Origin of the sequence: Angelakisella massiliensis, assembly GCF_900104675.1 — a bacterium.
Taxonomy (GTDB): domain Bacteria; phylum Bacillota; class Clostridia; order Oscillospirales; family Ruminococcaceae; genus Angelakisella; species Angelakisella massiliensis.
In genome coordinates, this window is the sequence record NZ_LT629945.1 from 1470914 (window position 1) to 1492012 (window position 21099).

At 55.6% G+C, this 21099-nt stretch carries 19 protein-coding genes; 16 read left to right on the forward strand and 3 right to left on the reverse strand.

Translation table 11 applies throughout. From position 1 onward, the window contains the following. The first annotated feature begins 66 nt into the window (after nucleotides 1-66). The 4 genes from uvrC (at nucleotide 67) to BQ5383_RS12420 (ending at nucleotide 3810) form a co-directional block, all read left to right on the forward strand. Nucleotides 67-1911, forward strand: coding sequence for an excinuclease ABC subunit UvrC (gene uvrC, locus BQ5383_RS12405; protein WP_071432438.1), 1845 nt, complete (start codon nucleotides 67-69; stop codon nucleotides 1909-1911). A gap of 120 nt (nucleotides 1912-2031) precedes the next feature. Continuing rightward, the gene (gene rsmD, locus BQ5383_RS12410; protein WP_071432441.1) at nucleotides 2032-2586 is read left to right on the forward strand and encodes a 16S rRNA (guanine(966)-N(2))-methyltransferase RsmD; all 555 of its coding nucleotides are present in this window, start codon (nucleotides 2032-2034) and stop codon (nucleotides 2584-2586) included. Next, nucleotides 2583-3092, forward strand: a complete 510-nt coding sequence (coaD, locus tag BQ5383_RS12415; protein WP_071432443.1) for a pantetheine-phosphate adenylyltransferase — start codon at nucleotides 2583-2585, stop codon at nucleotides 3090-3092. The genes rsmD and coaD overlap by 4 nt, the downstream gene beginning before the upstream one ends. 106 nt (nucleotides 3093-3198) lie before the next feature. Beyond that, entirely contained in the window at nucleotides 3199-3810 is a 612-nt protein-coding gene (locus tag BQ5383_RS12420) for a hypothetical protein (protein WP_071432445.1), read from the forward strand. Between the two features lie 228 nt (nucleotides 3811-4038). Here the strand turns inward: BQ5383_RS12420 and BQ5383_RS20805 are convergent, their stop codons facing one another. Beyond that, on the reverse strand, nucleotides 4039-4260 hold the full coding sequence (locus BQ5383_RS20805; protein WP_139193419.1) for a hypothetical protein: 222 nt from the start codon (nucleotides 4258-4260) through the stop codon (nucleotides 4039-4041). Nucleotides 4261-4383: 123 nt separating this feature from the next. Between BQ5383_RS20805 and mraZ the strand changes: the two genes are divergently transcribed. The 12 genes from mraZ to ftsZ all read left to right on the forward strand — a co-directional run bounded on the left by mraZ (nucleotide 4384) and on the right by ftsZ (nucleotide 18671). After that, nucleotides 4384-4806 carry a division/cell wall cluster transcriptional repressor MraZ gene (gene mraZ / locus BQ5383_RS12425; RefSeq protein ID WP_071432447.1) on the forward strand — a complete coding sequence of 141 codons (423 nt, stop codon included), beginning with the start codon at nucleotides 4384-4386 and terminating at the stop codon, nucleotides 4804-4806. A 17-nt stretch (nucleotides 4807-4823) separates the two neighbouring features. Beyond that, entirely contained in the window at nucleotides 4824-5756 is a 933-nt protein-coding gene (gene rsmH, locus BQ5383_RS12430; protein ID WP_071432449.1) for a 16S rRNA (cytosine(1402)-N(4))-methyltransferase RsmH, read from the forward strand. A gap of 58 nt (nucleotides 5757-5814) precedes the next feature. Then, nucleotides 5815-6324, forward strand: coding sequence for a hypothetical protein (locus BQ5383_RS12435; RefSeq protein WP_071432451.1), 510 nt, complete (start codon nucleotides 5815-5817; stop codon nucleotides 6322-6324). Nucleotides 6325-6429: 105 nt separating this feature from the next. Then, nucleotides 6430-8679 carry a penicillin-binding transpeptidase domain-containing protein gene (locus BQ5383_RS12440; RefSeq protein WP_071432453.1) on the forward strand — a complete coding sequence of 750 codons (2250 nt, stop codon included), beginning with the start codon at nucleotides 6430-6432 and terminating at the stop codon, nucleotides 8677-8679. Between the two features lie 49 nt (nucleotides 8680-8728). Then, nucleotides 8729-10183 (forward strand): UDP-N-acetylmuramoyl-L-alanyl-D-glutamate--2,6-diaminopimelate ligase, encoded by a 1455-nt coding sequence (locus tag BQ5383_RS12445; protein WP_071432455.1) that lies wholly within the window; start codon nucleotides 8729-8731, stop codon nucleotides 10181-10183. A gap of 21 nt (nucleotides 10184-10204) precedes the next feature. Beyond that, a complete protein-coding gene (locus BQ5383_RS12450; RefSeq protein ID WP_076944479.1) occupies nucleotides 10205-11581 on the forward strand; it encodes a UDP-N-acetylmuramoyl-tripeptide--D-alanyl-D-alanine ligase in 1377 nt (458 codons plus the stop codon). 39 nt (nucleotides 11582-11620) lie between these two features. Next, entirely contained in the window at nucleotides 11621-12634 is a 1014-nt protein-coding gene (gene mraY / locus BQ5383_RS12455) for a phospho-N-acetylmuramoyl-pentapeptide-transferase (RefSeq protein ID WP_071432457.1), read from the forward strand. A gap of 42 nt (nucleotides 12635-12676) precedes the next feature. Then, nucleotides 12677-13816, forward strand: coding sequence for a putative lipid II flippase FtsW (gene ftsW / locus BQ5383_RS12460; protein ID WP_235821979.1), 1140 nt, complete (start codon nucleotides 12677-12679; stop codon nucleotides 13814-13816). A 7-nt stretch (nucleotides 13817-13823) separates the two neighbouring features. After that, nucleotides 13824-14951, forward strand: coding sequence for an undecaprenyldiphospho-muramoylpentapeptide beta-N-acetylglucosaminyltransferase (gene murG, locus BQ5383_RS12465; protein WP_071432459.1), 1128 nt, complete (start codon nucleotides 13824-13826; stop codon nucleotides 14949-14951). 87 nt (nucleotides 14952-15038) lie between these two features. After that, nucleotides 15039-16295 carry a UDP-N-acetylglucosamine 1-carboxyvinyltransferase gene (gene murA, locus BQ5383_RS12470; protein ID WP_071432461.1) on the forward strand — a complete coding sequence of 419 codons (1257 nt, stop codon included), beginning with the start codon at nucleotides 15039-15041 and terminating at the stop codon, nucleotides 16293-16295. A gap of 9 nt (nucleotides 16296-16304) precedes the next feature. Beyond that, on the forward strand, nucleotides 16305-17198 hold the full coding sequence (locus BQ5383_RS12475; RefSeq protein WP_071432463.1) for a cell division protein FtsQ/DivIB: 894 nt from the start codon (nucleotides 16305-16307) through the stop codon (nucleotides 17196-17198). Nucleotides 17199-17468: 270 nt separating this feature from the next. Then, entirely contained in the window at nucleotides 17469-18671 is a 1203-nt protein-coding gene (ftsZ, locus tag BQ5383_RS12480) for a cell division protein FtsZ (RefSeq protein ID WP_139193421.1), read from the forward strand. A gap of 453 nt (nucleotides 18672-19124) precedes the next feature. Here ftsZ and BQ5383_RS12485 read toward each other — a convergent pair whose 3' ends face one another. Together BQ5383_RS12485 and BQ5383_RS20810 are read right to left on the reverse strand one after the other, a co-directional pair. Beyond that, on the reverse strand, nucleotides 19125-20729 hold the full coding sequence (locus tag BQ5383_RS12485) for a WG repeat-containing protein (protein ID WP_071432465.1): 1605 nt from the start codon (nucleotides 20727-20729) through the stop codon (nucleotides 19125-19127). A 120-nt stretch (nucleotides 20730-20849) separates the two neighbouring features. Continuing rightward, nucleotides 20850-21080, reverse strand: a complete 231-nt coding sequence (locus tag BQ5383_RS20810) for a hypothetical protein (protein WP_139193422.1) — start codon at nucleotides 21078-21080, stop codon at nucleotides 20850-20852. Nucleotides 21081-21099 lie beyond the last annotated feature (19 nt).

The window sequence follows — 21099 nt, forward strand, 5'->3', positions numbered from 1 at the left end:
TGCGTAGTCAGACCGCTGGCCACGCACCTTTTGCCCGTTTGAAGGTGTTTGGGGGGAGGTGGAAGAATGGATGAGCAGCGTCTGGCGCAGCTGCGGAAAAAAACGCTGCTGCTGCCTCAGGAGCCTGGGGTCTATCTGATGAAGGACAAGAGCGGGACCATCATCTATGTGGGCAAAGCCAAGTCCCTGAAAAATCGGGTCTCCTCTTACTTTCGCTCGGTGGAAAAGCACCTGCCCAAGGTGTATAAAATGGTGGAGCATGTCCAGGATTTTGATTATATCGTCACCGACAGCGAATTTGAGGCGCTGGTGCTGGAATGCAGTCTCATCAAACTTCACAACCCCAAATATAACATCCTGCTGAAGGATGACAAGGGCTATCATTACATCCGGGTTTCCAAGGGCCCTTACAGCCGCATCACGGCGGAAAAGCAGAGGACCGACCCGGATTCCACCTATCTGGGGCCCTATGTTTCCAGTATGGTGGTCAATGAAACGGTGGACGAGGTGGTGAAGGTTTTCCGTTTGCCCACCTGCAACCGCCGTTTTCCCGAAGATTTCAGAAAGGCGCGTCCCTGCCTGAACTATCATATCAAGCAGTGCATGGGAGTTTGTACCGGCAAAGTATCGCTGGAGACCTATCAGGAAGCTCTCCAGGAGGCGCTGGAGTTTATTAAAAAGGGCGGCAGCCAATCGGTGGAAAGCCTGACCAAAAAGATGGAGCAGGCCGCCGAGGAGCTGGACTTTGAGCGGGCGGCCCGGCTGCGGGACAGGCTCCGGGCTATTGACCGGGTCACCCAGCAGCAGAAGGTGATTGCGTACAACCACGCCAGCCTGGACGTTATCGCCGTGGTGCAGCATGAGGAAACGGTGTACCTGGCGGTGCTGGTGTTCCGGGAGGGACGCCTGCGGGATAAAAAGAGCTTTGCTGTGGACTATTTTGAGTCGGTGGACCATGTGCTGCTGGAATTTATCCTCAGTTATTACCAGCCGGGAGATGATATTCCCGCCGAGGTGTTTGTGGACCGGGACTTTGAGGACCGGGAAATGGCGGCCCAGGTAGTTTCCGGCAGAAGCAGCCGCAAGCTGGTCATCACTGTTCCCCAGCGAGGGCAGCCCCTTCAGCTGGTGGAAATGGCCCGCAACAACGCCGCCCAGGAGCTGGCCAGAAAGACCAGCCGCACAGGCCGGGAGCTGACCGCTGTGGACGAGCTGGGGCAGCTGCTGGGGATGGACCGTCCGCCTGCCTATCTGGAGGCCTATGATATTTCCAATATCGGCGGACAGACCATTGTAGGCGGAATGGTGGTGTTCGAGAATGGACGCCCCCAGAAAAAATACTATAAACGTTTCACCATCCGGGACCAGGACGGCCCCGACGACTATGCCGCCATGGACCAGATGCTTTCCCGGAGACTGGAACGGTATCTTCATCACGAGGGAGCTGCCGATGGCTTTGAACGCCTGCCTGACTTGTGGCTCATCGACGGCGGCGCGGGTCATGTCCATGTGGCCCGGACAGTGCTGGAGCGGTATGGAGTGCAGATCCCGGTGTTCGGCATGGTGAAGGATTCCCGGCACCGCACCAGGGCCATCACCGCGGATGACCGGGAGATCTCCATCAGCCAGAGCCGCAGGGTATTTGCGCTGGTAACAGCGGTGCAGGATGAGGTACACCGCTATTCCATTGAATTTTCCCGGAAAAGCCATCAGAAAAGCGGCATGACTACCCGCCTGGTATCGGTGGAAGGAATCGGAGAGGGAAGGGCGGCGGCATTATTCCGTCACTTCAAAACCTATAAGGCATTGTGCGAGGCAACACAGGAGCAGCTGGCCCAGGTGAAGGGAATGAACCGGACCGCAGCAGCCAATTTGTACCAATTCCTTCACCAAAATGATGAAAAAGATTGACACCGAAGCTCAGGTTTAATAAGATAGTAGAAGAACACCCTTGGATTATGCAGCGGGGTCTGTAAAAGTCTGATGATGTCAGCTGGAATTTTTGCTTTCCGGCGGAAATGGAGTATACCTTTGAGAGTCATTACCGGTACAGCAAGAGGAAGAAAACTTGTAACTTTAGAGGGAATGGATGTCCGCCCCACCACCGATATGGTCAAGGAGGCCATGTTCAGCATCCTCCAGTTTGAAGTGGAAGGGGCCAGCGTTGCCGATTTGTTTTGCGGCTCCGGCCAGCTGGGCATTGAGGCCCTCAGCCGCGGGGCGCGGTATTGCGTGTTTGTGGACCAGTCCCGGGATTCCCAGAATATCACCCGCCAGAATTTGCAGTCCACCGGTCTGGCGCAAAATTCCAAAGTGGCGGCGATGGACTGCCTCTCCTTTCTGCGCACCACCTCCGGCGGCTTTGACATCGTGCTGATGGATCCGCCCTACGGCAAGGGGCTGGCGGCAGCGGCGCTTCCCCTGGCGGCTGAAAAAATGTCTCCCGGAGGCGTGATTCTTTGCGAAACAGGCAAAGAGGAAGAATTGCCGGAACAGGCGGGGGACTTTGTCCTTTACAGAACCTATCGCTATGGCAAGATCAAGCTGTGGGTCTATCGCCGCGGACAGGAGGAGGAAAACGCATGAAAACAGTGGTATGCCCCGGCAGCTTTGACCCTGTGACCAACGGTCATATGGATATTATCCGCCGGGCCAGCGGTTTGTTTGACCGGGTGGTGGTGCTGGTAGCCGCCAATCAGGAAAAGCGCAATCATTTTACTCCCGTGGAGCGGAAAGCCATGATCGAAAAGGTTCTGGCGCAGGACCCGTCCATGAGCAACGTGGTGGTGGATCTGTTTGACGGACTGCTGGTGGATTATATTGCCGCCTGCGGCGCCAGCGCCATTGTCAAGGGCCTCCGGGCTGTGTCGGACTTTGAATATGAGTTCCAGATGGCCATGACCAATCATAAGCTGCTGCCCCAGTGTGAGACCATCTTTTTTACCCCCAGCCCTCAGAATATGTATCTCAGCTCCAGCATTGTCCGACAGGTGGGAGGCTTAGGCGGCGATATTTCCAGCTTTGTTCCCTCCTGCATTCATGATGAGATCCGGGCGAAGCTTCTGGAGGAGCACCAGAATATGAGCCGGTAAAAAGCGCGGCACTTCGCTGCCTGTATCGGCGGAGGGTTCCGCTTGATACCACAGGTCCGGGAATGGCCGGTATGCCGGCAGCTTTCCCAAAAGGGAGGATTTACGAATGGCTAACATCGACGTATTACTCAATAATCTGGACGAAGTGCTGGAGAATTCCATGAATCTCCCGCTCTCCGGCGGCAGATGCATTGTGGACGCGGACAAGGTCCGGGATATTATCGATGAGATCCGTCTGAATATGCCCACCGAGATCAAGCAGGCCAAAGCGGTGGTGGCGGACCGCAATGAGATTTTGTCCATGGCCAGAAAGGAAGCGGAGGGGCTGATCCGCAAAGCGGAGGAGCGGGCCAAGGCTCTGGTAGATCAGGCGGCCATCACCCGCCAGGCCAACGCAAAGGCGCTGGCAATGCTCAACGAGGCCAATCAGAAGGCCACTGAGATCATGACCCAGGCCACCACCAAGGCTTCCGATCTCACCAGCCAGACCACCAGCAAGGCCACCGATACGCTGACTCAGGCAAATCTTCGTTCCAGAGAGATGAAGCAGGCGGCTTATGATTTTTCCGAAAACGCTCTGCGGGCTACGGAGGAATCACTGGCCAAGGCCCTGGCAGAGGTGCGGGCTACCCGTCAGGCGCTGAAAACCACTGCGGTGGAGTCCATGAGGGGCGCCCAAGGGGCTGGTCAAAGCGGCGTGCCCGGTCAAAAGGGCTGACAAAACAGAATTTTTACGGTGAAGAACGCTGTGTCTTCCGTTTCTTTCAAGAGGCGGCAGACACAGCGTTTTTTTATTGCTCGTAAACAGGATGGGAATTGGGAAAAGACGGTTTTTGACAGACTAAAAAATTCAATGGAGATGAAATGGTGGTACCCAATAAAAATTTAAAGAACTTTTTTCTCTGTGATTTTATGAAGAAAAGGAGAACAGGATGGTGCGGGGTGTTCACCACCATTCACCACCACACCATTCAAAACCGGATGTTAAGAGTGGTGAAAAGCTTCCTCTGCAATCACTTTCAACCAATTTTCCACTGATTTTTCTCCTTTCATCACCACCAGTGAATAAATCCTCCTTTACAGCGCCCTCTTGTTTTTGTGTAGAGAAGGTGTCGAAGATTGGCGAAAATACAGCATTTATCACGACTTTTCCAGAAAAAACCACCACCTTTGCAAATCCACCCTCTTGCGCTAAATGGTGGTTTGTATTATAATTTTGGTACATGGTGGTGAAAAGCGGTTAATTTATGGTGCTCAGTGGTTAAAAACTTCTGAAAAGGTGGTGGGAAGGATGCTCATAGGACAATACGAACACAGTATTGACGCCAAGGGCAGAATGAACTTTCCCGCCAAATTTCGGGAGGACCTGGGGGATAGTTTTATCATCACCAAGGGTCTGAAGCCCTGCGTGGCGGTTTATTCCATGGAGGGCTGGAAGGCGTTTGAAGAAAAGGTGAATCGACAGCCGGAAGCCAAGGCCATGGAACTGAGGCACTTTTATTTTGCCAGCGCCACCGAGGTGGAGCCGGACCGCCAGGGAAGGATCGTCATCCCCAGCCATCTGCGGGAGTATGCCAACCTGGAAAAGGAAGTGCTGGTCATTGGTACCGCTCCTTTGGCGGAGATCTGGAACAAGTCCGCCTGGAAGGAATATAACGCCACCCTCACCGCCCAGCGGATGATGGAGACGCTGGATTCCCTCAATGATTTTTAACGGGAGGCAACAGGCTGATGGAATTTTCCCACAAGTCGGTGCTGCTTGAGGAGTGCATCGATGGACTTCATATACAGCCCGATGGGATTTATGTGGACGGCACTGCCGGCGGAGCAGGTCATTCCCGGGAAATCGCCCGGCGTCTGACCACAGGGCGGCTGTTTGCTTTGGACAAGGACCCCACGGCGGTGGCAGTGGCCACCGAAAGGCTGGCCTCCTTTCCCACGGCGAAGGTGATTCACACCGATTTTGCCGATATGCCGGCGGTACTGGCTGAACAGGGGATCGTCCCCGGCACGGTCAACGGCATTTTGCTGGATCTGGGGGTTTCCTCCTACCAGCTGGATACAGCGGAACGGGGCTTTTCTTATATGCAGGACGCGCCTCTGGACATGAGAATGAGCCAGGAAGGACTGAGCGCCTGGGATATCGTCAATACTTATGATGTCAGCTCTCTGGCCCGGATCATCCGGGAGTTTGGAGAGGAACATTACGCCCTGCCCATCGCCAAGAAGATCGCCCGGGCAAGGCAGGACCATCCCATCGACACCACAGGGCAGCTGGTGGAGCTGATTCGTCAGGCCATTCCTCCCAAAGCCCGCAGCGAGGGAGGACATCCGGCCAAGCGTACCTTTCAGGCCATCCGTATCGCCGTCAACAGCGAGTTGGACAGCCTCTCCCGGTGCCTGGATACCGCCTTTGAGCTGCTGGCCCCCGGCGGCCGGTTTGTGATTATCACTTTTCATTCCCTGGAGGACCGGATGGTCAAGCAAAAATTTGCCGCGCTGTGCCGTGGCTGCACCTGTCCGCCGGATTTTCCCGTGTGCGTCTGCGGCAACAAGCCACGGGCAAAGCTGATCAACCGTAAGCCCATTGAGGCGGGAGAAGAGGAGCTTGCGGAAAACAGCCGCAGCAAATCAGCAAAGCTGAGGATTTTGGAAAAGCTGTAAGCTTTCACAAAAAAAGAGTTAAAAGCAAACAAAAGGAAGAAGAAAGGAGCGAACCGTCATGCGAAACAGTGCGGCGCCCAAATATTTGGCCGGGACAACCAGCACAGCCAAGGATTACGATTTGTCCCGTTATGAAGAAGAGCAGCGGGAAGTACAGCCGGAACTGACGGTCCGTTCCGGCAAGGAGATGAAGCCCACCGTCAACAAGCTGCGCCTGTTTGTATGCGCGGTGCTGGTGGTGGCGCTGGTTTCTCTGAGTATCTGCAACAACGTTATGATGATCGAGCTGGGAGACCAGTTAGAAACTTATAACGCTCAGCTGGCGGAGCTTCAGGAGGAAACCCTCCGCCTTCAGTCCAAGCTGGAGGGAACCACATCCCTTTCTGATGTACAGCAGTATGCTTCCTCCAACCTGGCTATGGGGCCGGTGGAGAGCTATCAGATCACCTATGTGAACCTGGGAGTGGAAGACAGCGTGGAGCGCACAGAAAACACACCGGACAATACCCCGGTTTACATTCTGATGCAAACCCTTGGTGGATTGCTGGAATACCTGCACATTGGTTAAAATAAATATAGAACAACAAACTAAGAGGTAAGCGAACAAGATTCCTTAGCTCTTAGTTTTTATTCGGAGGTTTTTTCGGCCCCCGGCAGCAAGGAGAGTGATGGAATGATGTTCAAACTGTCAGGAAACAGCACACGTTTTCGGCTGATCGTGGTGGGAGTGCTGCTGACAGTGGTGGGCTTTGGATGGGTGATACGGAATCTGTATCAGATTCAGTTGGTCAACGGTGATTTTTATCAGCAGCGGGCGGTGGCCCAGCAGCTGCGCACCACCTCCATCAACGCCAACCGGGGAGCCATTTACGACACCAATATGAATAAGCTGGCGGTATCCGCCACTGTATGGACAGTCCTCTTTTCTCCCGCCGACATCACCGACGCGGAAGCGGAGGTGCTGGCCGATGGTATGAGCGAGATCCTGGGTGTGGACCGGGAGTTTATTATTGAAAAGGCCAAGAACAAAAAGAACTATTACCAGGTGGTCAAGCGGAAGGTGGATAAGGAGGTGGCCGATCAGGTCATCGAATTCGCCAGCAAAAACGGCATCAAGGGCGTTTCCCTGGAGGAGGATACCAAGAGGTATTATCCTTACGGTTCTTTGGCTTCTACGGTGCTGGGCTTTGTCAATGGTGAAAACCAGGGCGCTTACGGCCTGGAGGCTTACTACAACAACACCCTCAGCGGAACTCCCGGGCGGGTGGTATCCGCCAAAAACGCCTGGGGCAACGATATGTCGTTCCAATACCAGGATATGTACCAGCCCCAGGATGGCAACAGCATTGTGCTGACCATTGATCAAACGGTCCAGTCAGTGATGGAGCGGCATCTGCGCACCGCGGTCATTGAGCACGGGGTCCGCAACCGGGCTGCCGCGATCTTTATGGACGTCAATACCGGGGCGATTTTGGGTATGGTGACCATGCCGGATTTCGATCCAAACAATCCAAATGAAATCGCCGATGCCGCTACCAAAGCGGAGCTGGATGCCATGGACCAGGATTCTGAGGAATACCAGCAGCGGCTCTTTGAAGCCCAGACGGAGCAGTGGAACAACAAATGTATTTCCGAGCCCAACGAGCCTGGTTCGGTTTTCAAGATCATCACCCTGTCCTCAGCGCTGGAGACTGGTTCGGTGGAGCCGGAGGATCATTTCTATTGCCCCGGCTACCATATGGTGGGCAGCATCCGCAAAAGCTGCTGGAAGACAGCGGGGCATGGGGATCAAACCCTGACCCAGGCGGTGGAGAATTCCTGCAACCCTGCCTTCATGATGATCGGTCAGGCGCTGGGCGCCCACAATTTCTACCAATATTTCGCCAGCTTTGGCCTGACCCAGCCTACCGGTATTTCTTTGCCCGGTGAGGCGGGGAGCATCTACCACAGTGAGGAAGCTTTGGCCAATCCCCTGGATTACGAAAACTCTCTGACCAGCTGTTCCTTCGGTCAGACCTTCAAGGTCACTCCCATCCAGCTGATCACCGCGGTGTCCGCGGCGGTCAACGGCGGCTATCTCTACCAGCCCTACCTGGTCAAACAGGTGCTGGACAGCCAGGGAAACGTGGTGGAGAACATTGAGCCCCAGATGAAGCGCCAGGTCATCTCTGAGGAGACCTCCGCCGAGGTGGCCAAAATGCTGGAAAGCGTCGTGGTCAACGGTTCCGGCCGCAACGCCTACATCCCCGGCTACCGCATCGGCGGCAAGACCGGTACTTCTGAAAAAATCGACCTTTACAACCAGACCGGTGAGATGCGCTACATCCTTTCCTTCACCGGTGTGGCGCCCATGGACGATCCCCAGTACGCCTGCCTGGTGCTGCTGGATGAGCCGGACCTGGACAGCGCCAATGCTTACGGTTCCACCATCGCCGCCCCCATTGTGGGCTCCATCTTCTCTGAGGTGCTGCCTTATCTGGGTGTAGAGAAGGTCTACAACGAGCGGGAATTGGAGCAGGCAGACGTTTATCTGGATAATCAGGTGGGCAAAGGCCCTCACGCTGCCCAGAGTGCCCTGACTCAAAAGGGGCTGAACAGTGAAATTCTGGGTGCGGGCGGTACAGTGGTGGCTCAGGTCCCTGAGGCCGGTACCAAGGTTCCTCCCGGCAGTACGGTGATGCTCTTTACCGACGAGGCTTCCCAGTCCGAGCAGGTGGTGGTTCCCGACGTTCGGGGCAAGAGCGGTCTGGCGGCAAATCAAATGATCCTCAATGCCGGGCTGAACATCCGGGTCACGGGAGTGGGAGTGGAAAACCAGTACGCCGTGGCCGCAAAACAGGATATCGCCGGCGGTACCAAAGTACCCCGGGGAACAGTGATCACCGTGGACTTTGCCAATTCCTCCATGCAAAATATTTACTGACAGTGAAACTCCCATGGCCGCTGCCGGGGAGGAAAGGAGCGTGGGCCTTATGACCCTGGATCAGTATCTTTTGGATCTATCCTATCGTACAAATCTGCAGCATCCGCAGCAGACAGAGATTACCGCCCTCACCAGTGATTCCCGTCAGATCCGTCCCGGCTGCATCTTTGTCTGCATCAAAGGGGGAAAATTCGACGGTCATACCGCTGCTCCTCAGGCGCTTGCGGAGGGAGCCGCCGCTGTGGTGACAGAGCGGGATCTGGGCCTTGAAAAGCAGATTGTGGTAGAAAACACCCGCAGCGCCTACGCTTTGCTGTGTGCCGCCCATTTCGGTCATCCCTCCCGGCGGCTGAAGCTCATCGGCGTCACCGGTACCAATGGCAAAACCACCGTGACCTATCTGCTCAAAAGCATTCTCACTGCCTGCGGCAAAAAAACAGGATTGCTGGGCACCATCCATAATGAGATCCTGGATATGGTCTTGCCTGCCAAATACACCACTCCCGACCCCTATCAGCTCCATGCCATGCTTGCCAGAATGGTGGAAGCGGGCTGTGAATATGTGGTGATGGAAACCTCCTCCCACGCCCTGGACCAGCATCGCCTGGATGGCTGCTCCTTTGAGGCTGGCATCTTTACCAACCTCACCCAGGACCACCTGGATTATCATGGAACGATGGAAAACTACTTCCAGGCCAAGGCAAAGCTGTTCGGGCTGGCCAAAAGGGCTGTGGTCAACGGGGATGACCCCTATGGACGCAGGCTGAAAGAGAGCCTGGGGGCCGGATGTGTCACCTGGTCCCTGGAAGGGGATGAGGCTGATTACGCTGCCAGGGAGATCACCTTCGGAGCGGATGGAAGCCGGTTTCTTTTCACCAATAAAGGAGGATTGTCTCTGCGGGTATCCATCCCCATGCCGGGACGTTTTTCCGTCTCCAACGCTATGGCGGCAGCGGTGACCGCTGTGGAGCTGGGCTTTGCCCCGGAGGATGTGGCAAAAGGGTTGGCTGCCTGCACCGGCGTTACCGGCCGTGCGGAAGTGATCCCCACCGGGCGGAATTTCACGGTGATACGGGATTATGCCCATACCCCCGATGGCCTGGAGAAGATCACCAGCACTCTGCGGGAGTTTGCCACCGGACGGATCATGACGCTGTTCGGCTGCGCCGGCAACCGGGACCGGACCAAGCGCCCCGATATGGTGCGGTGCGCCGCCCGGTATTCGGATTTTATCGTCCTCACCTCCGACAATCCCCGGGATGAGGACCCCATCCAGATCATAGAGGACGCAAAGCCTGGATTTGACAAATGTGACACACCCTATATAATTATTCCTGACCGATATACGGCGCTGATTTGGGCGCTGGAGCATATCCAGCCGGGAGATATCCTGCTGCTGGCGGGAAAGGGTCATGAGGACTATCAGGTGCTCCATGACGAGACCATTTATTTTGATGAAAAGGTTTTGGTGGAGCAGCTGCTGGCGGAAATGCCGGAAAAATAAACGACAAGGCGGTTTGTGATTGTGGAGAAGTGTAGTGTCAGCGATATTGCCCGGGCCTTGGGTACCGCCTGGACAGGGACGGCAGAGGTCAGCAGCCTTTGCACTGATTCCCGTGAGGCGGCGCCGGGGAGCCTGTTTGTGGCCATTCCCGGAGAACGGGTGGATGGTCATGATTTTGTGAGCAAGGCTCTTGCTCAGGGAGCCACCTGCGCTCTGGTGGAGCGTCCGGGGGATTATCCGCCGGAAAAAACACTGCTGGTGCCAAACACTGTGGAGGCCATGCTTACGCTGGCGGCTTGGTATCGGAGCAAATTTTCCCCCAAGGTGGTGGGGGTGACCGGCAGTGTGGGCAAAACCACCACCAAGGATATGATCGCAGCGGTGCTGTCGGCCAGATTTCGCACCATCAAAACCATCGGCAACCAGAACAATGAGATCGGCGCCCCCAGGACCCTGCTTTCCATCGGCGCGGACACCCAGGCAGCGGTGGTGGAAATGGGAATGTGCGGTTTTGGGGAGATCCGGGCTTTGGCTCAGGCGGCAAAGCCGGATGTGGGCGTGATCACCAACATCGGCGTTTCTCACCTGGAGCAGCTGGGCACCCGGGAAAATATCCTCAAAGCAAAGCTGGAGCTGGCGGATTGTCTGCCCGATGGCGCGCCTCTGTTTCTCTGTAGGGACAATGACCTGCTCTCAGGGGTAAAGATTCCCCGTCTGCGGGTGATTTTCTATGGTCTCGACAAAAAGGACTGTGCCATTGGTGGTATGATACAGGAAAGCACCCCCACCCGGACCACCTTCCTCATCCGTTGGCAGGGCAGGGAATATCCCGCCCAGGTTCCCGGAGCGGGAAAGCATCTGGTCCTCAACGCCCTGGCCGCTTTCGGCATTGGTGTGGAGCTGGGAATGACTCCGGAGGAAGCGGTGGCGGCGCTGGAGCATTATGTTCCATCAGGAATGCGCCAGCATGTGGTGGAAAAAGGCGGTCTGACCGTGGTGGAGGACTGCTACAATGCCAGCCCCGATTCGGTGAAGGCGGCGCTGGACGCCATGAAGGACTTCCCCTGTCGGGGACGGCGGATCGCGGTGCTGTCCGATATGCTGGAGCTGGGCAGTCAGACGGTGCAGGGACATCGGGACTGCGGCCGCCGGGCGGCAGAAGACGGGGTGGACGCCCTGTTCCTCTTTGGAGATCAGGCAGAGGAGTATGCTGCCGGGGCCCGGGATGGTGGGCTGGAGGAGATCCGCATCCTGCCGGACCGGGAGGCGCTGGCTCAGGCGCTGCTTCAGGCTGCTGGGCCAGGGGATCTGATCTGGTTCAAAGCGAGCCATTCCATGCGTCTGGAAGAGACGATCGAGCTGTTTTATCAGGGCCTGGAGGAACAGGCCGCCAAATAACGACACAGCCGCTTCGGCGGCGGAAATGGATGTACAACGATGGATGGATTATGGATCATTTCCGCGGTGGTCATTTCTTTTGGTATCACCGCCATTTCAGGGATCTGGCTGCTGCCGATCCTGCGCAAGCTGAAATTCGGGCAGACTATTCTGGATATTGGTCCCAAATGGCACAAAAATAAGCAGGGTACCCCCACCATGGGCGGACTGATGTTTATTATTGGCGTCACTGTGTCGGTGGTGGTCAGCTATATGCTGCTGCGTTTCAATTCCCCCCTGGGGGAGCGCCCCGACAGCCCCATGATCAAGGCACGGCTGCTGTACGGTCTGATGCTGGCCATCGCCTTTGGTCTTATCGGCTTTGCGGATGACTATATCAAAATCATCCGCAAGCACAACGAGGGCCTTACCCCCCGGCAGAAGCTGCTGCTGCAAACCATGTTTGGTATCATCTATCTGCTGCTCCTTTACATCAGCGGCAGCCGCTCCACTGTATTGACCTTTCCTTTTCTGGGCAGTATTGATATTGGGATTCTTTATTATCCCTTTGCCCTTTTCGCTATTCTCGCCTTGTCTAATGCCGTCAATTTCACCGACGGTCTGGATGGGCTGCTGTCGTCGGTCACCTTTGTGGTGGGCATCGCCTATATGATCATCACCTCCATCCTTCAGATGTGGGAGATGGGCATTATGGCGGCGGCTATGGCCGGCGGCTGCCTGGGCTTTCTCATCTGGAACTTTTACCCCGCCAAGGTGTTCATGGGGGATACAGGCTCTCTGTTCCTGGGGGGATTGATCATCGCCCTGGCCTTCGGCACCGGTCTGCCGGTCTACATCGTCCTTATCGGACTGATTTATGTGGTGGAGGCCGCTTCGGTGGTCATCCAGATGACCTATTTCAAGCTTACCCACGGCAAACGCATCTTCAAAATGAGCCCCATCCACCATCATTTTGAGCTATGCGGCTACAGCGAGGTACAGATCGTGGTAGCCTTCACGCTGGTGACAGCGGTGGCTTCTGTGCTGGCTATTTGGGCGGTGCGGCTGCTGTAAACTGCTGCCGGATTCTGGATTTCGTAAAGGAGGTGACGCCCCTTGTCCCTGCTGTTTGGCGACAAAAAACGCCCGCAATACGCCAAGGGCGGTGTGGATCTGACCTTTCTGCTGTTTGTGCTGGTGCTGCTGGTGTTTGGACTGGTGATGATGTTTTCCGCCAGCTATGCTTATGCCTATTATTATGATGGCAACAGTTTCCATTACATCACCCGTCAATTGATTTTCGCCATTATGGGCTTGGGCGCCATGGCCTTCTTTGCTTCCTGGGATTATCATATCTGGCATCGGTTCGCCTGGCTGTCTTTGGCGGTATCGGTGGTGCTGCTGATTTTGGTGTTTACCCAGCCCTCTGTCAACGATGCCCACCGGTGGATCTGGATCGGCAGCCAGAGCTTCCAGCCCTCAGAGATCGCGAAATTTTCTCTGGTACTGGTGTTTGCTCACATGATTTCCATCAATTACGACAAGATGAAAACCTTCCGCTATGGTATTCTTCCCTTCGGTGTGATTCTGGTACTGCTGGCGGGTCTGATTATGCCGGAGCCACATCTGTCTGCCACCGTTCTGGTAGTGCTGCTGGGAGCGGTGATGATCTTCGTGGGAGGAGCCAGCCTCAAATGGTTCGGCCTGGCGGCCTTGGGCGGCGGAGCCCTGGCAGGTGTGGCCATGATGATCCCCGCGATCCGTGACCGGGCCATGTACCGGATCGAAATTTGGCTGGATCCCTTTCTGGACCCTCAGGGGGCGGGATTTCAGACGGTGCAGTCCCTGTATGCTATCGGTTCCGGCGGATTGCTGGGAGCGGGCATCGGCAATTCCCGTCAGAAATATCTGTTCCTGCCGGAGCCGCAGAATGACTTCGTTTTCGCGGTAGTTTGCGAGGAGCTGGGCTTTGTGGGGGCAGTGCTGGTGATTCTTTTCTTTGCTCTGCTGGTATGGCGGGGGTTGATGATCGCTGTCAAAGCCAGGGATCGCTTCGGCACCATGCTTGCCACCGGTCTTACCGCCCAGGTGGGGCTTCAGGCGGTGCTGAATGTGGCGGTGGTCACCAACAGCATCCCCAACACTGGCATCAGCCTTCCCTTTTTCTCTTATGGAGGCACGTCGTTAATGATGCTGCTGGCCCAGATGGGCATTATTTTGTCGATATCGCGCCAGACGGCGCTGGAGAAGGAGTAGTATCCTCATGAAAAAAATCCTCTTCGCCTGCGGCGGCACCGCGGGCCATATTAACCCGGCTCTGTCCGTGGCCACCATCATCCGGCGGCAGCACCCGGAGATCCAGATCCGTTTTGCAGGCAATCCCGATGGTATGGAAGCCCGGCTGGTGCCCAAAGCGGGCTTTGAGTTTGTTCCTTTTCGCTCCATGGGCATCCAGCGGAAGCTGACCCCCTACAATATTTACCGAAACGTTAAATCGGTGCTGCTGCTGATGACGGCGGAGGGAAGAGCCCGAAAGGTCCTGCGGGAGTTTGAGCCGGATGTGGTGATGGGTACCGGCGGTTATGTCAGCGGACCGCTGCTGCTGGCGGCTTCCCATTTGGGCATCCCCACCCTGACTCATGAGCAGAACGCTTTTCCCGGGGTGACCACCAAGCTGCTGTCGAAGCACGTAACCAAGGTGCTGCTGGCGGTGGAAGCGGCGAAAAAGCATCTGGACCCAAACGGCACCTATGAGGTGGTAGGCAATCCTGTGCGTCCGGAAATCCTTACAGCGGACCGGGCGGCGTCCCGAAAAGCCCTGGGAGTGAAGGAAGATCAGTTCTGTCTGCTGTCCTTCGGCGGCAGTCTGGGAGCCCAGCGGGTCAATGAGGCGGTGGCGGACGTCATGGCATGGCACGCGCCGCTGGGAAGCATCCATCATATCCACGCCACCGGACAGTACGGAGTGGAGCTGCTGCCCCGTCTGCTGGAGGAGCGGAAGGTGGAATATAAAAATAATCCCAATTTCGACATCCGGGAATATATTGACGATATGCCCGCCTGTCTGGCTGCTGCGGATCTGGTGATCTGCCGGGCGGGCGCCAGCACCCTCAGTGAGCTTCAGGCGGCTGGACGGGCTTCCATCCTGATTCCATCCCCCAATGTGGCGGAAAACCATCAGTATCACAACGCTATGGTTTTGGTGGAGCATAATGCCGCCAGAGTGCTGGAGGAAAAGGACCTGACTGGTGAGAGCCTGACAGAGCTGGTGCGTCAGCTGCTCAGCGACCGGCAGCTGACCCGCACACTGGGTGAAAACGCCAAAAAGATGGCTGTCACCGACGCGGCGGAGCGGATTGCCGGGGAGGTTTTGGAGCTGATGGGCCGGTAAGAGGCGGCACCAGATTTCCCTCAGAGGCATAGGATACTCCTGCCGGCGGTATTTTCCGCCGAGTCCAATCCGAAAGGATGCAGGAGGATGTCTCACTACATAATCAACGGGGGCAGAAGGCTGGAGGGGACGGTGCGGCTCCACGGAGCCAAGAATGCCACCCTGCCCATCCTGGCTGCCGCCACCATCTGCGGCGATTCCGTGATCGCCAACTGTCCCTGCCTCACCGATGTGGAGGTGGCGCTGGATATCCTCCGCCACTTGGGCTGTGACGCCAGACGGGAGGAGGACCGCATCATCACCACCCAGACCGTGGGAGGCAGCTGCGTCATTCCGGACCGGCTGATGGGGGCGATGCGCTCCTCCATTGTCTTTTTGGGGGCAATGATCTCCCGGTTTGGCTGTGCTCAGGTGACGTTGCCGGGGGGATGTGAGCTGGGCAGCCGTCCCATTGATCTTCATCTGTCCGCCCTGCGGCAGATGGGGGCGGAGATCCATGAGGATTGCGGAGCACTGCGCTGCAGCGCCCCTCAGGGCCTTCATGGCGCTGACATTACCCTGTCCTTCCCCAGTGTGGGGGCAACGGAGAATATCCTCATTGCCGCCGCTGCCGCAAAAGGGGAAACGATACTGCGGGGAGCTGCCCGGGAGCCGGAGATCGGAGACCTGATCGCCTTTCTCAAAGGCTGTGGCGGAGATATTTCCGCTGACATTGACGGCACTATCTGCATCAGGGGAGTATCCCAGCTCCATGGGACCAGCCATCGGGTCATTCCAGACCGGATCGCCGGAGGAACATATCTGTGCGCGGGCGCCATCACCAATGGCGAGGTGGAGCTGGAGGAAGCGGAGGCGGCTCATCTGCTGTCCACCCTGGCCTGGCTGCATAATGCCGGATGCCGGGTGAACGTCAATGGGCGGAAGGTCTGGCTGCGGGGCACGCCGCGTCTGCGGGAGCTGGGCATGGTGAAAACCGCTCCTTATCCGGGATTTCCCACCGATATGCAGGCGATTTTGATGGCGGTGGCCGCGGTTGCTCAGGGAACGACGGTATTTGTAGAGAACATTTTTGACGGACGTTACCGCCATATTCCGGAATTGCGGAAGCTGGGATGTGATATCTCAGTTCAGGGGCGCGTGGCGGTAGTCAATGGCGGAGGTCCCCTTCATGGAGCGCCGCTGCGCTGCACCGATCTTCGGGGAGGCGCGGCAGTCGTTCTGGCGGCAATGGCGGCGGAAGGGGAAAGCCAGGTGGAAGGAATTTATCATATTGACCGGGGCTATGAGTGTATGGAACAGCATCTTGCCGCCCTGGGAGGGGATATCATCAGAACAGGACGGTAGGGCTTGCCTATGAAACGCGCCAGGTATGAACAACCGAAAAAAAAGAAAAAGCGGCGCCGGTTGGCGGCTACCATTGCGTTTATTACCGCGGTGGTGGCCTGCGCGGCGGTCATCTGCCTGCTGATGTTCTTTAACATCTCCGACATTACCGCTTCCGGTCTGGTGCGTTATACCACTCAGGAGATCGTGGACGCTTCGGGGATACAGATCGGCCAGAATATTTTCGCAATTGACTCCAAGAAGGTGCAGCAGCGAATCAAAGAGCGTTTTCCCTATGTGGATCAGGTGCGGCTGCACCGTTATCTTCCTACCAGTGTGGAGCTGGAGGTAGTGGAAACTCAGGCGGCGGTGGCCGTTGTAGGGGCGCCGGACCGCTATACGCTGCTCAGCAAGAGCGACCGGATCGTGGAACAGGTCCAGGATGTCAGCACCGAGGGATTGCCTTTGGTGGTGGGAACAGATTTTACGCAGCTTCCAGTGGGTTTTGAGGCCACACAGGAGGCTTTGGATACCCTGGAAAAGCAGGCCAGGGACAATCAGAAGAAAAAGCTGGACCCTCCGCCGCTGCTGGAGGAAACCCGTCAGGCACTGGATGTGATGGTGATGGTCCATTATGTGCTGGATGCCGCGGAACAAACGGGATTTGAAGGCATCCGTTACATCGACGTCAGCGATCCCCTGTGTTTGACGGTATTGTATGAGGACCGGGTTCTCATAAAGCTGGGTACCGAGTTGGAGCTGCCGTATAAGCTGAAATTCGCGGCGACGGTATTGGAGGAGTCAGGAGACTACTTTTCCGGTACAGTGGATGTCAGTCTGTCGGCGACCAATCAGCGGGCCTACAGCCGGGAAGAGGATATCATGCCGCTGCTTCAGGAGGATTACCTGGAGGGGTATTATTAAAGCAGAAAAAGCGGGCTTTTATAACGGCTTTATCTTGGGCAAGTGTTGGGTTTTCGCTCCATAAAAAAGAGGTATTCCCTCCTTTACCCCCCAAATGCGGACCTGTCTTTTCAAAAATTTGAGCTGCGACAGAAAACCGCATCCAATGTCGAAGGATGTCAAAGGTTTTTGGGAAAAGTTCCTGAATTCGTGTTGCGCCTTTGTGGAATCTATGGTAGAATATCAATAATTGGAATCATGGGATGTCCATACTATCGGAGGAATGTGAAAATGGGATTGAAGATGAATATTGACCTGGATACCGCTTCCGAAAAGGTTGTTTCCATAAAGGTCGTCGGCGTGGGCGGCGGCGGCGGCAATGCCGTTAACAGAATGTGCAGTGTGGGAATGAGCAGCGCGGAGCTGGTCTCTCTGAACACAGATATACAGGCCCTGCGTTCTTCCGGGGCTACTTACAAGCTTCATATCGGTGACAAGGTGACCAAGGGTATGGGCGCCGGCGGCAATCCGGAAATCGGCGAAAAGGCCGCGGAGGAAAGCCAGGAGGAGATTAAGGCCCTTCTCAAGGGAACTGAAATGCTCTTTATCACTGCCGGTATGGGCGGCGGTACCGGTACCGGCGCGGCTCCTGTGGTAGGACGTATTGCCAAGGAAATGGGCATCCTCACCGTAGGTGTTGTGACCAAGCCCTTCAATTTTGAAGGCAAAGTGCGCATGAAGCAGGCGGAGGAAGGCATTGAGCGTCTCAAGAGCAATGTGGACGCTTTGCTGGTTATTCCCAATGAGCGTCTGCGCCACATTTCTGAAGAACCCATCACTCTCTTCAACGCCTTTGCAGCTGCTGATGATGTGCTGATGCAGGCGGTACAGAGCATCTCCGATTTGATCAATATCCGCGGCGTGGTCAACCTGGACTTTGCCGATGTTTGCTCCATCATGACCGGCGCCGGCTTCACCCACATGGGTGTGGGTCGTGCCTCCGGTCCCGACAAGGCCGAAAAGGCGGTCAAGCAGGCTATCACCTCTCCCTTGCTGGAAACTTCCATTACCGGCGCGCAGGGCGTTATTGTCAACTTCCTTACCTCTCCCAACATCGATCTGGAAGACCTCAATACCGCTTCCACCCTCATTTCCGATGCGGCCCACGAAAATGTGCGCCTGATCTGGGGTGTTGCCTTCGATGAGAGCATGGAGGACGATCTGCGGGTTACCATTATCGCCACCAACTTTGACAACGGCTGCGGCGTTCCTCTTTACGAAAGCCCCAGAGAAGTGGAAGCGAACCGCCGCCAGGAGAAGGAGCAGGCGGCTGCCAGAGCGGCTGCGGCCCAGGCTCAGTCCCAGCCCCAGAGCGCTCCCCGGAAGGAAGAACCTGCTGCTGAGCGTTCCATCCATGACATTATCAACGACACCAGCAAGGACTTTGAGGATATTGACCTGACTGATATTCTCAAGATGCTCAATAACCGCTGAATATGATTTTTAACATAGTGGCCTCCGAAGCTTTGTGTTTAGGGGGCCATTACGCATATTGGAAAAAGTGCGGCGCGTTTTCGGCGGCGTTCTCTGTTTTGCCTCTTGGCAGATGGGATATGTATAAAAAATCGGGACACATCCTGGTTGATTTGTTCTCATAAACAGGTTTTACAATAATTTGAGCGGCTCCTGAACATAAGGTTCCGGGGGCCGCTCAGACTGTAAAAAACGATTCATTGCAAAGAAGGAAGAAACTTAAATCTCATCCGCCAGGCTGCCAAACCGGCGATGTAGCTGCTGGCTTTATAGGGCACTGATGGTGTGCCTGTGGATATCAGATCTTCTGGAAAAGCAACGAACTTTTTTGATAGATTCAGCGGCGCCCGGAAGCCTTGTGTTCCGGGCGCCGCTTTGGGTAAGGAAAAATATAAAGAGGATGCTGAAACTGTCTTATCCGGGCAGAGTGATCTGGGCAAGGCAGCATTTTTTGGCCCCGTCTTCGGCGGTGTACTCCATAACGCACACCATCGTATCAGGGCAGAAGCCGATGACATCGCTGAATACCGTCTCCAGCACGGTATTGCCGGAGCGGTCCAGCAGCAGGATTTTGCCGTCCTTGTTGGCAAAGGCGACATTTTTCCCTGGGATAAAGTCTCCTACAGCGTCATACTCCGCAGGGATGACAAATTGACCGTCGCCCCCCAGATAACCCCATTTTCCGTCGTTGGTGGAGGCCATGATGGGATAATTGGGGTCGGCCCCCCAAATGCTCCCCGAGAAGATAACGTTTCCGTCCTTATCCAGAATGTTGTAGCAGCCGGGTCCGTCAGTGGAAAGGAGATAATAGCCCTCGCCCAGCCAGGCCGGAGCGGAAAGGGTATTATCATATTGAATGGGCAGCACCAGCTGGTTCTCCTTATCCACCAGTCCGTATTTGTTGTCCTGCTGGCAGCAGGCGATACCAGTGGCCTCGAAGCCCGTGATAAACTGATATTGAGGTTGGATGGTCGCCATGCCGGTAGTCAGATCGGTGATAGCTCCCCAGAGGTCCCCCTGCCGTACCGAAGCGGAGTGCTCATAGATATAGATTTCATCCCAGGCTGGTTCCGCGATGACCTTACCGGAGGCGTCTATGATGCCCACTTTTCCATCTCTGGTGCCGGTGGCATAGCCGTAGGAGAAGTACCCGATTTTATCCCACACCGCTTCCTGAAGGCAAGCGCCGGTGCTGTCGTACAAGGCGTATTTTCCGTTGATGCTGACCCGGATGAGGTCCGGCGCAGTCTCACTTTCTCCCCGTCTCACCACATCGAAGCCGTCGCAGGGGATGGAAACAAATTGCTGCTGTCCGTCGCTGATGGTCAGTACGCCGTCATCAAACAGAGCATAACCGCCGTTTGTAAAGGAGGTGAGATTTGAGCCCTCCTCCAGAGTAAAGAGCAGATTGCCCGCCGAGTCCAGGCACACCTCCTGGCCCGCTTCGTTGAGAGCGGTGTAGGCAACGCCGATATCAGAGATAGTGTAGGAGGGAATCATACGGGTATACACAAAGGGGATCACTTCCTCACCTGTGCGGAAGTCCACCACCCCTTCCTTGCCGTCCTTCATCAGTACGATCTGTCCATTTTCCCCGTTCCAATAACCGTTGGGATTACCGTCATAAATGAAATCGGTGACGATTTTCCCCTCAGGACTGGCCACAGCGGTTTTGCCGTCCCGTTCCAGCAGCAAGCAGTCACCTGTCAAATATCCCCGGGGGCCGCCCTTTCCGGAATCCAGATGGGCGTCGTATTGTGCCGGGCTCAGCAGGGTCAGACCGTAACCCTTGGCAGGAATGGCCAGAACATCCGGCAGCGTCAGGGCGTCCGCCTCCAAAGCAGGCATTTCAGAGGCGGCAGAGGTGCTGCTGCTTTCCTCCGGTTGGCTTTCCTCCAGTTGACTCTGTTCTGTGGGAACACTTTGACTTTCGGAAATATTGCTGCTGTCGGTGGAAGATTGCTGGCACCCTCCCATCAGCAATAAAATGGCAAGAAGCAAAGCAAACTGCTTTTTCATTATAACAACTCCTTTCGTTGATGCTGGTTCGGTTCCATGACCAGCCCTCTGATCAATAAAACGAACAAAAGAAGAGAAATATTGATTGGGATGTTCAAACTATTGAATGATACAGGCAGATCAAAGAAAAAAGATGGAGCATTGGTCATAATGAAACCAAAAGCGGCGCCCTGTCATAGGACCTGCTGCAAAAAATGTTGGGATCAGCGGCAAAAATGCCAAAGTTTGTGGGAGCTCTTTTGGCGTTTTTTCATCGCTGCGATTTTGCAGGAGCTTATTGCGCCGCTTCGCTGAAATGGGCTCTGCTGCTCTAAAAAATAAGATCCAGATTTCCATTTTCAACTTTTTCAACCATTTCTGTCTTTATTCC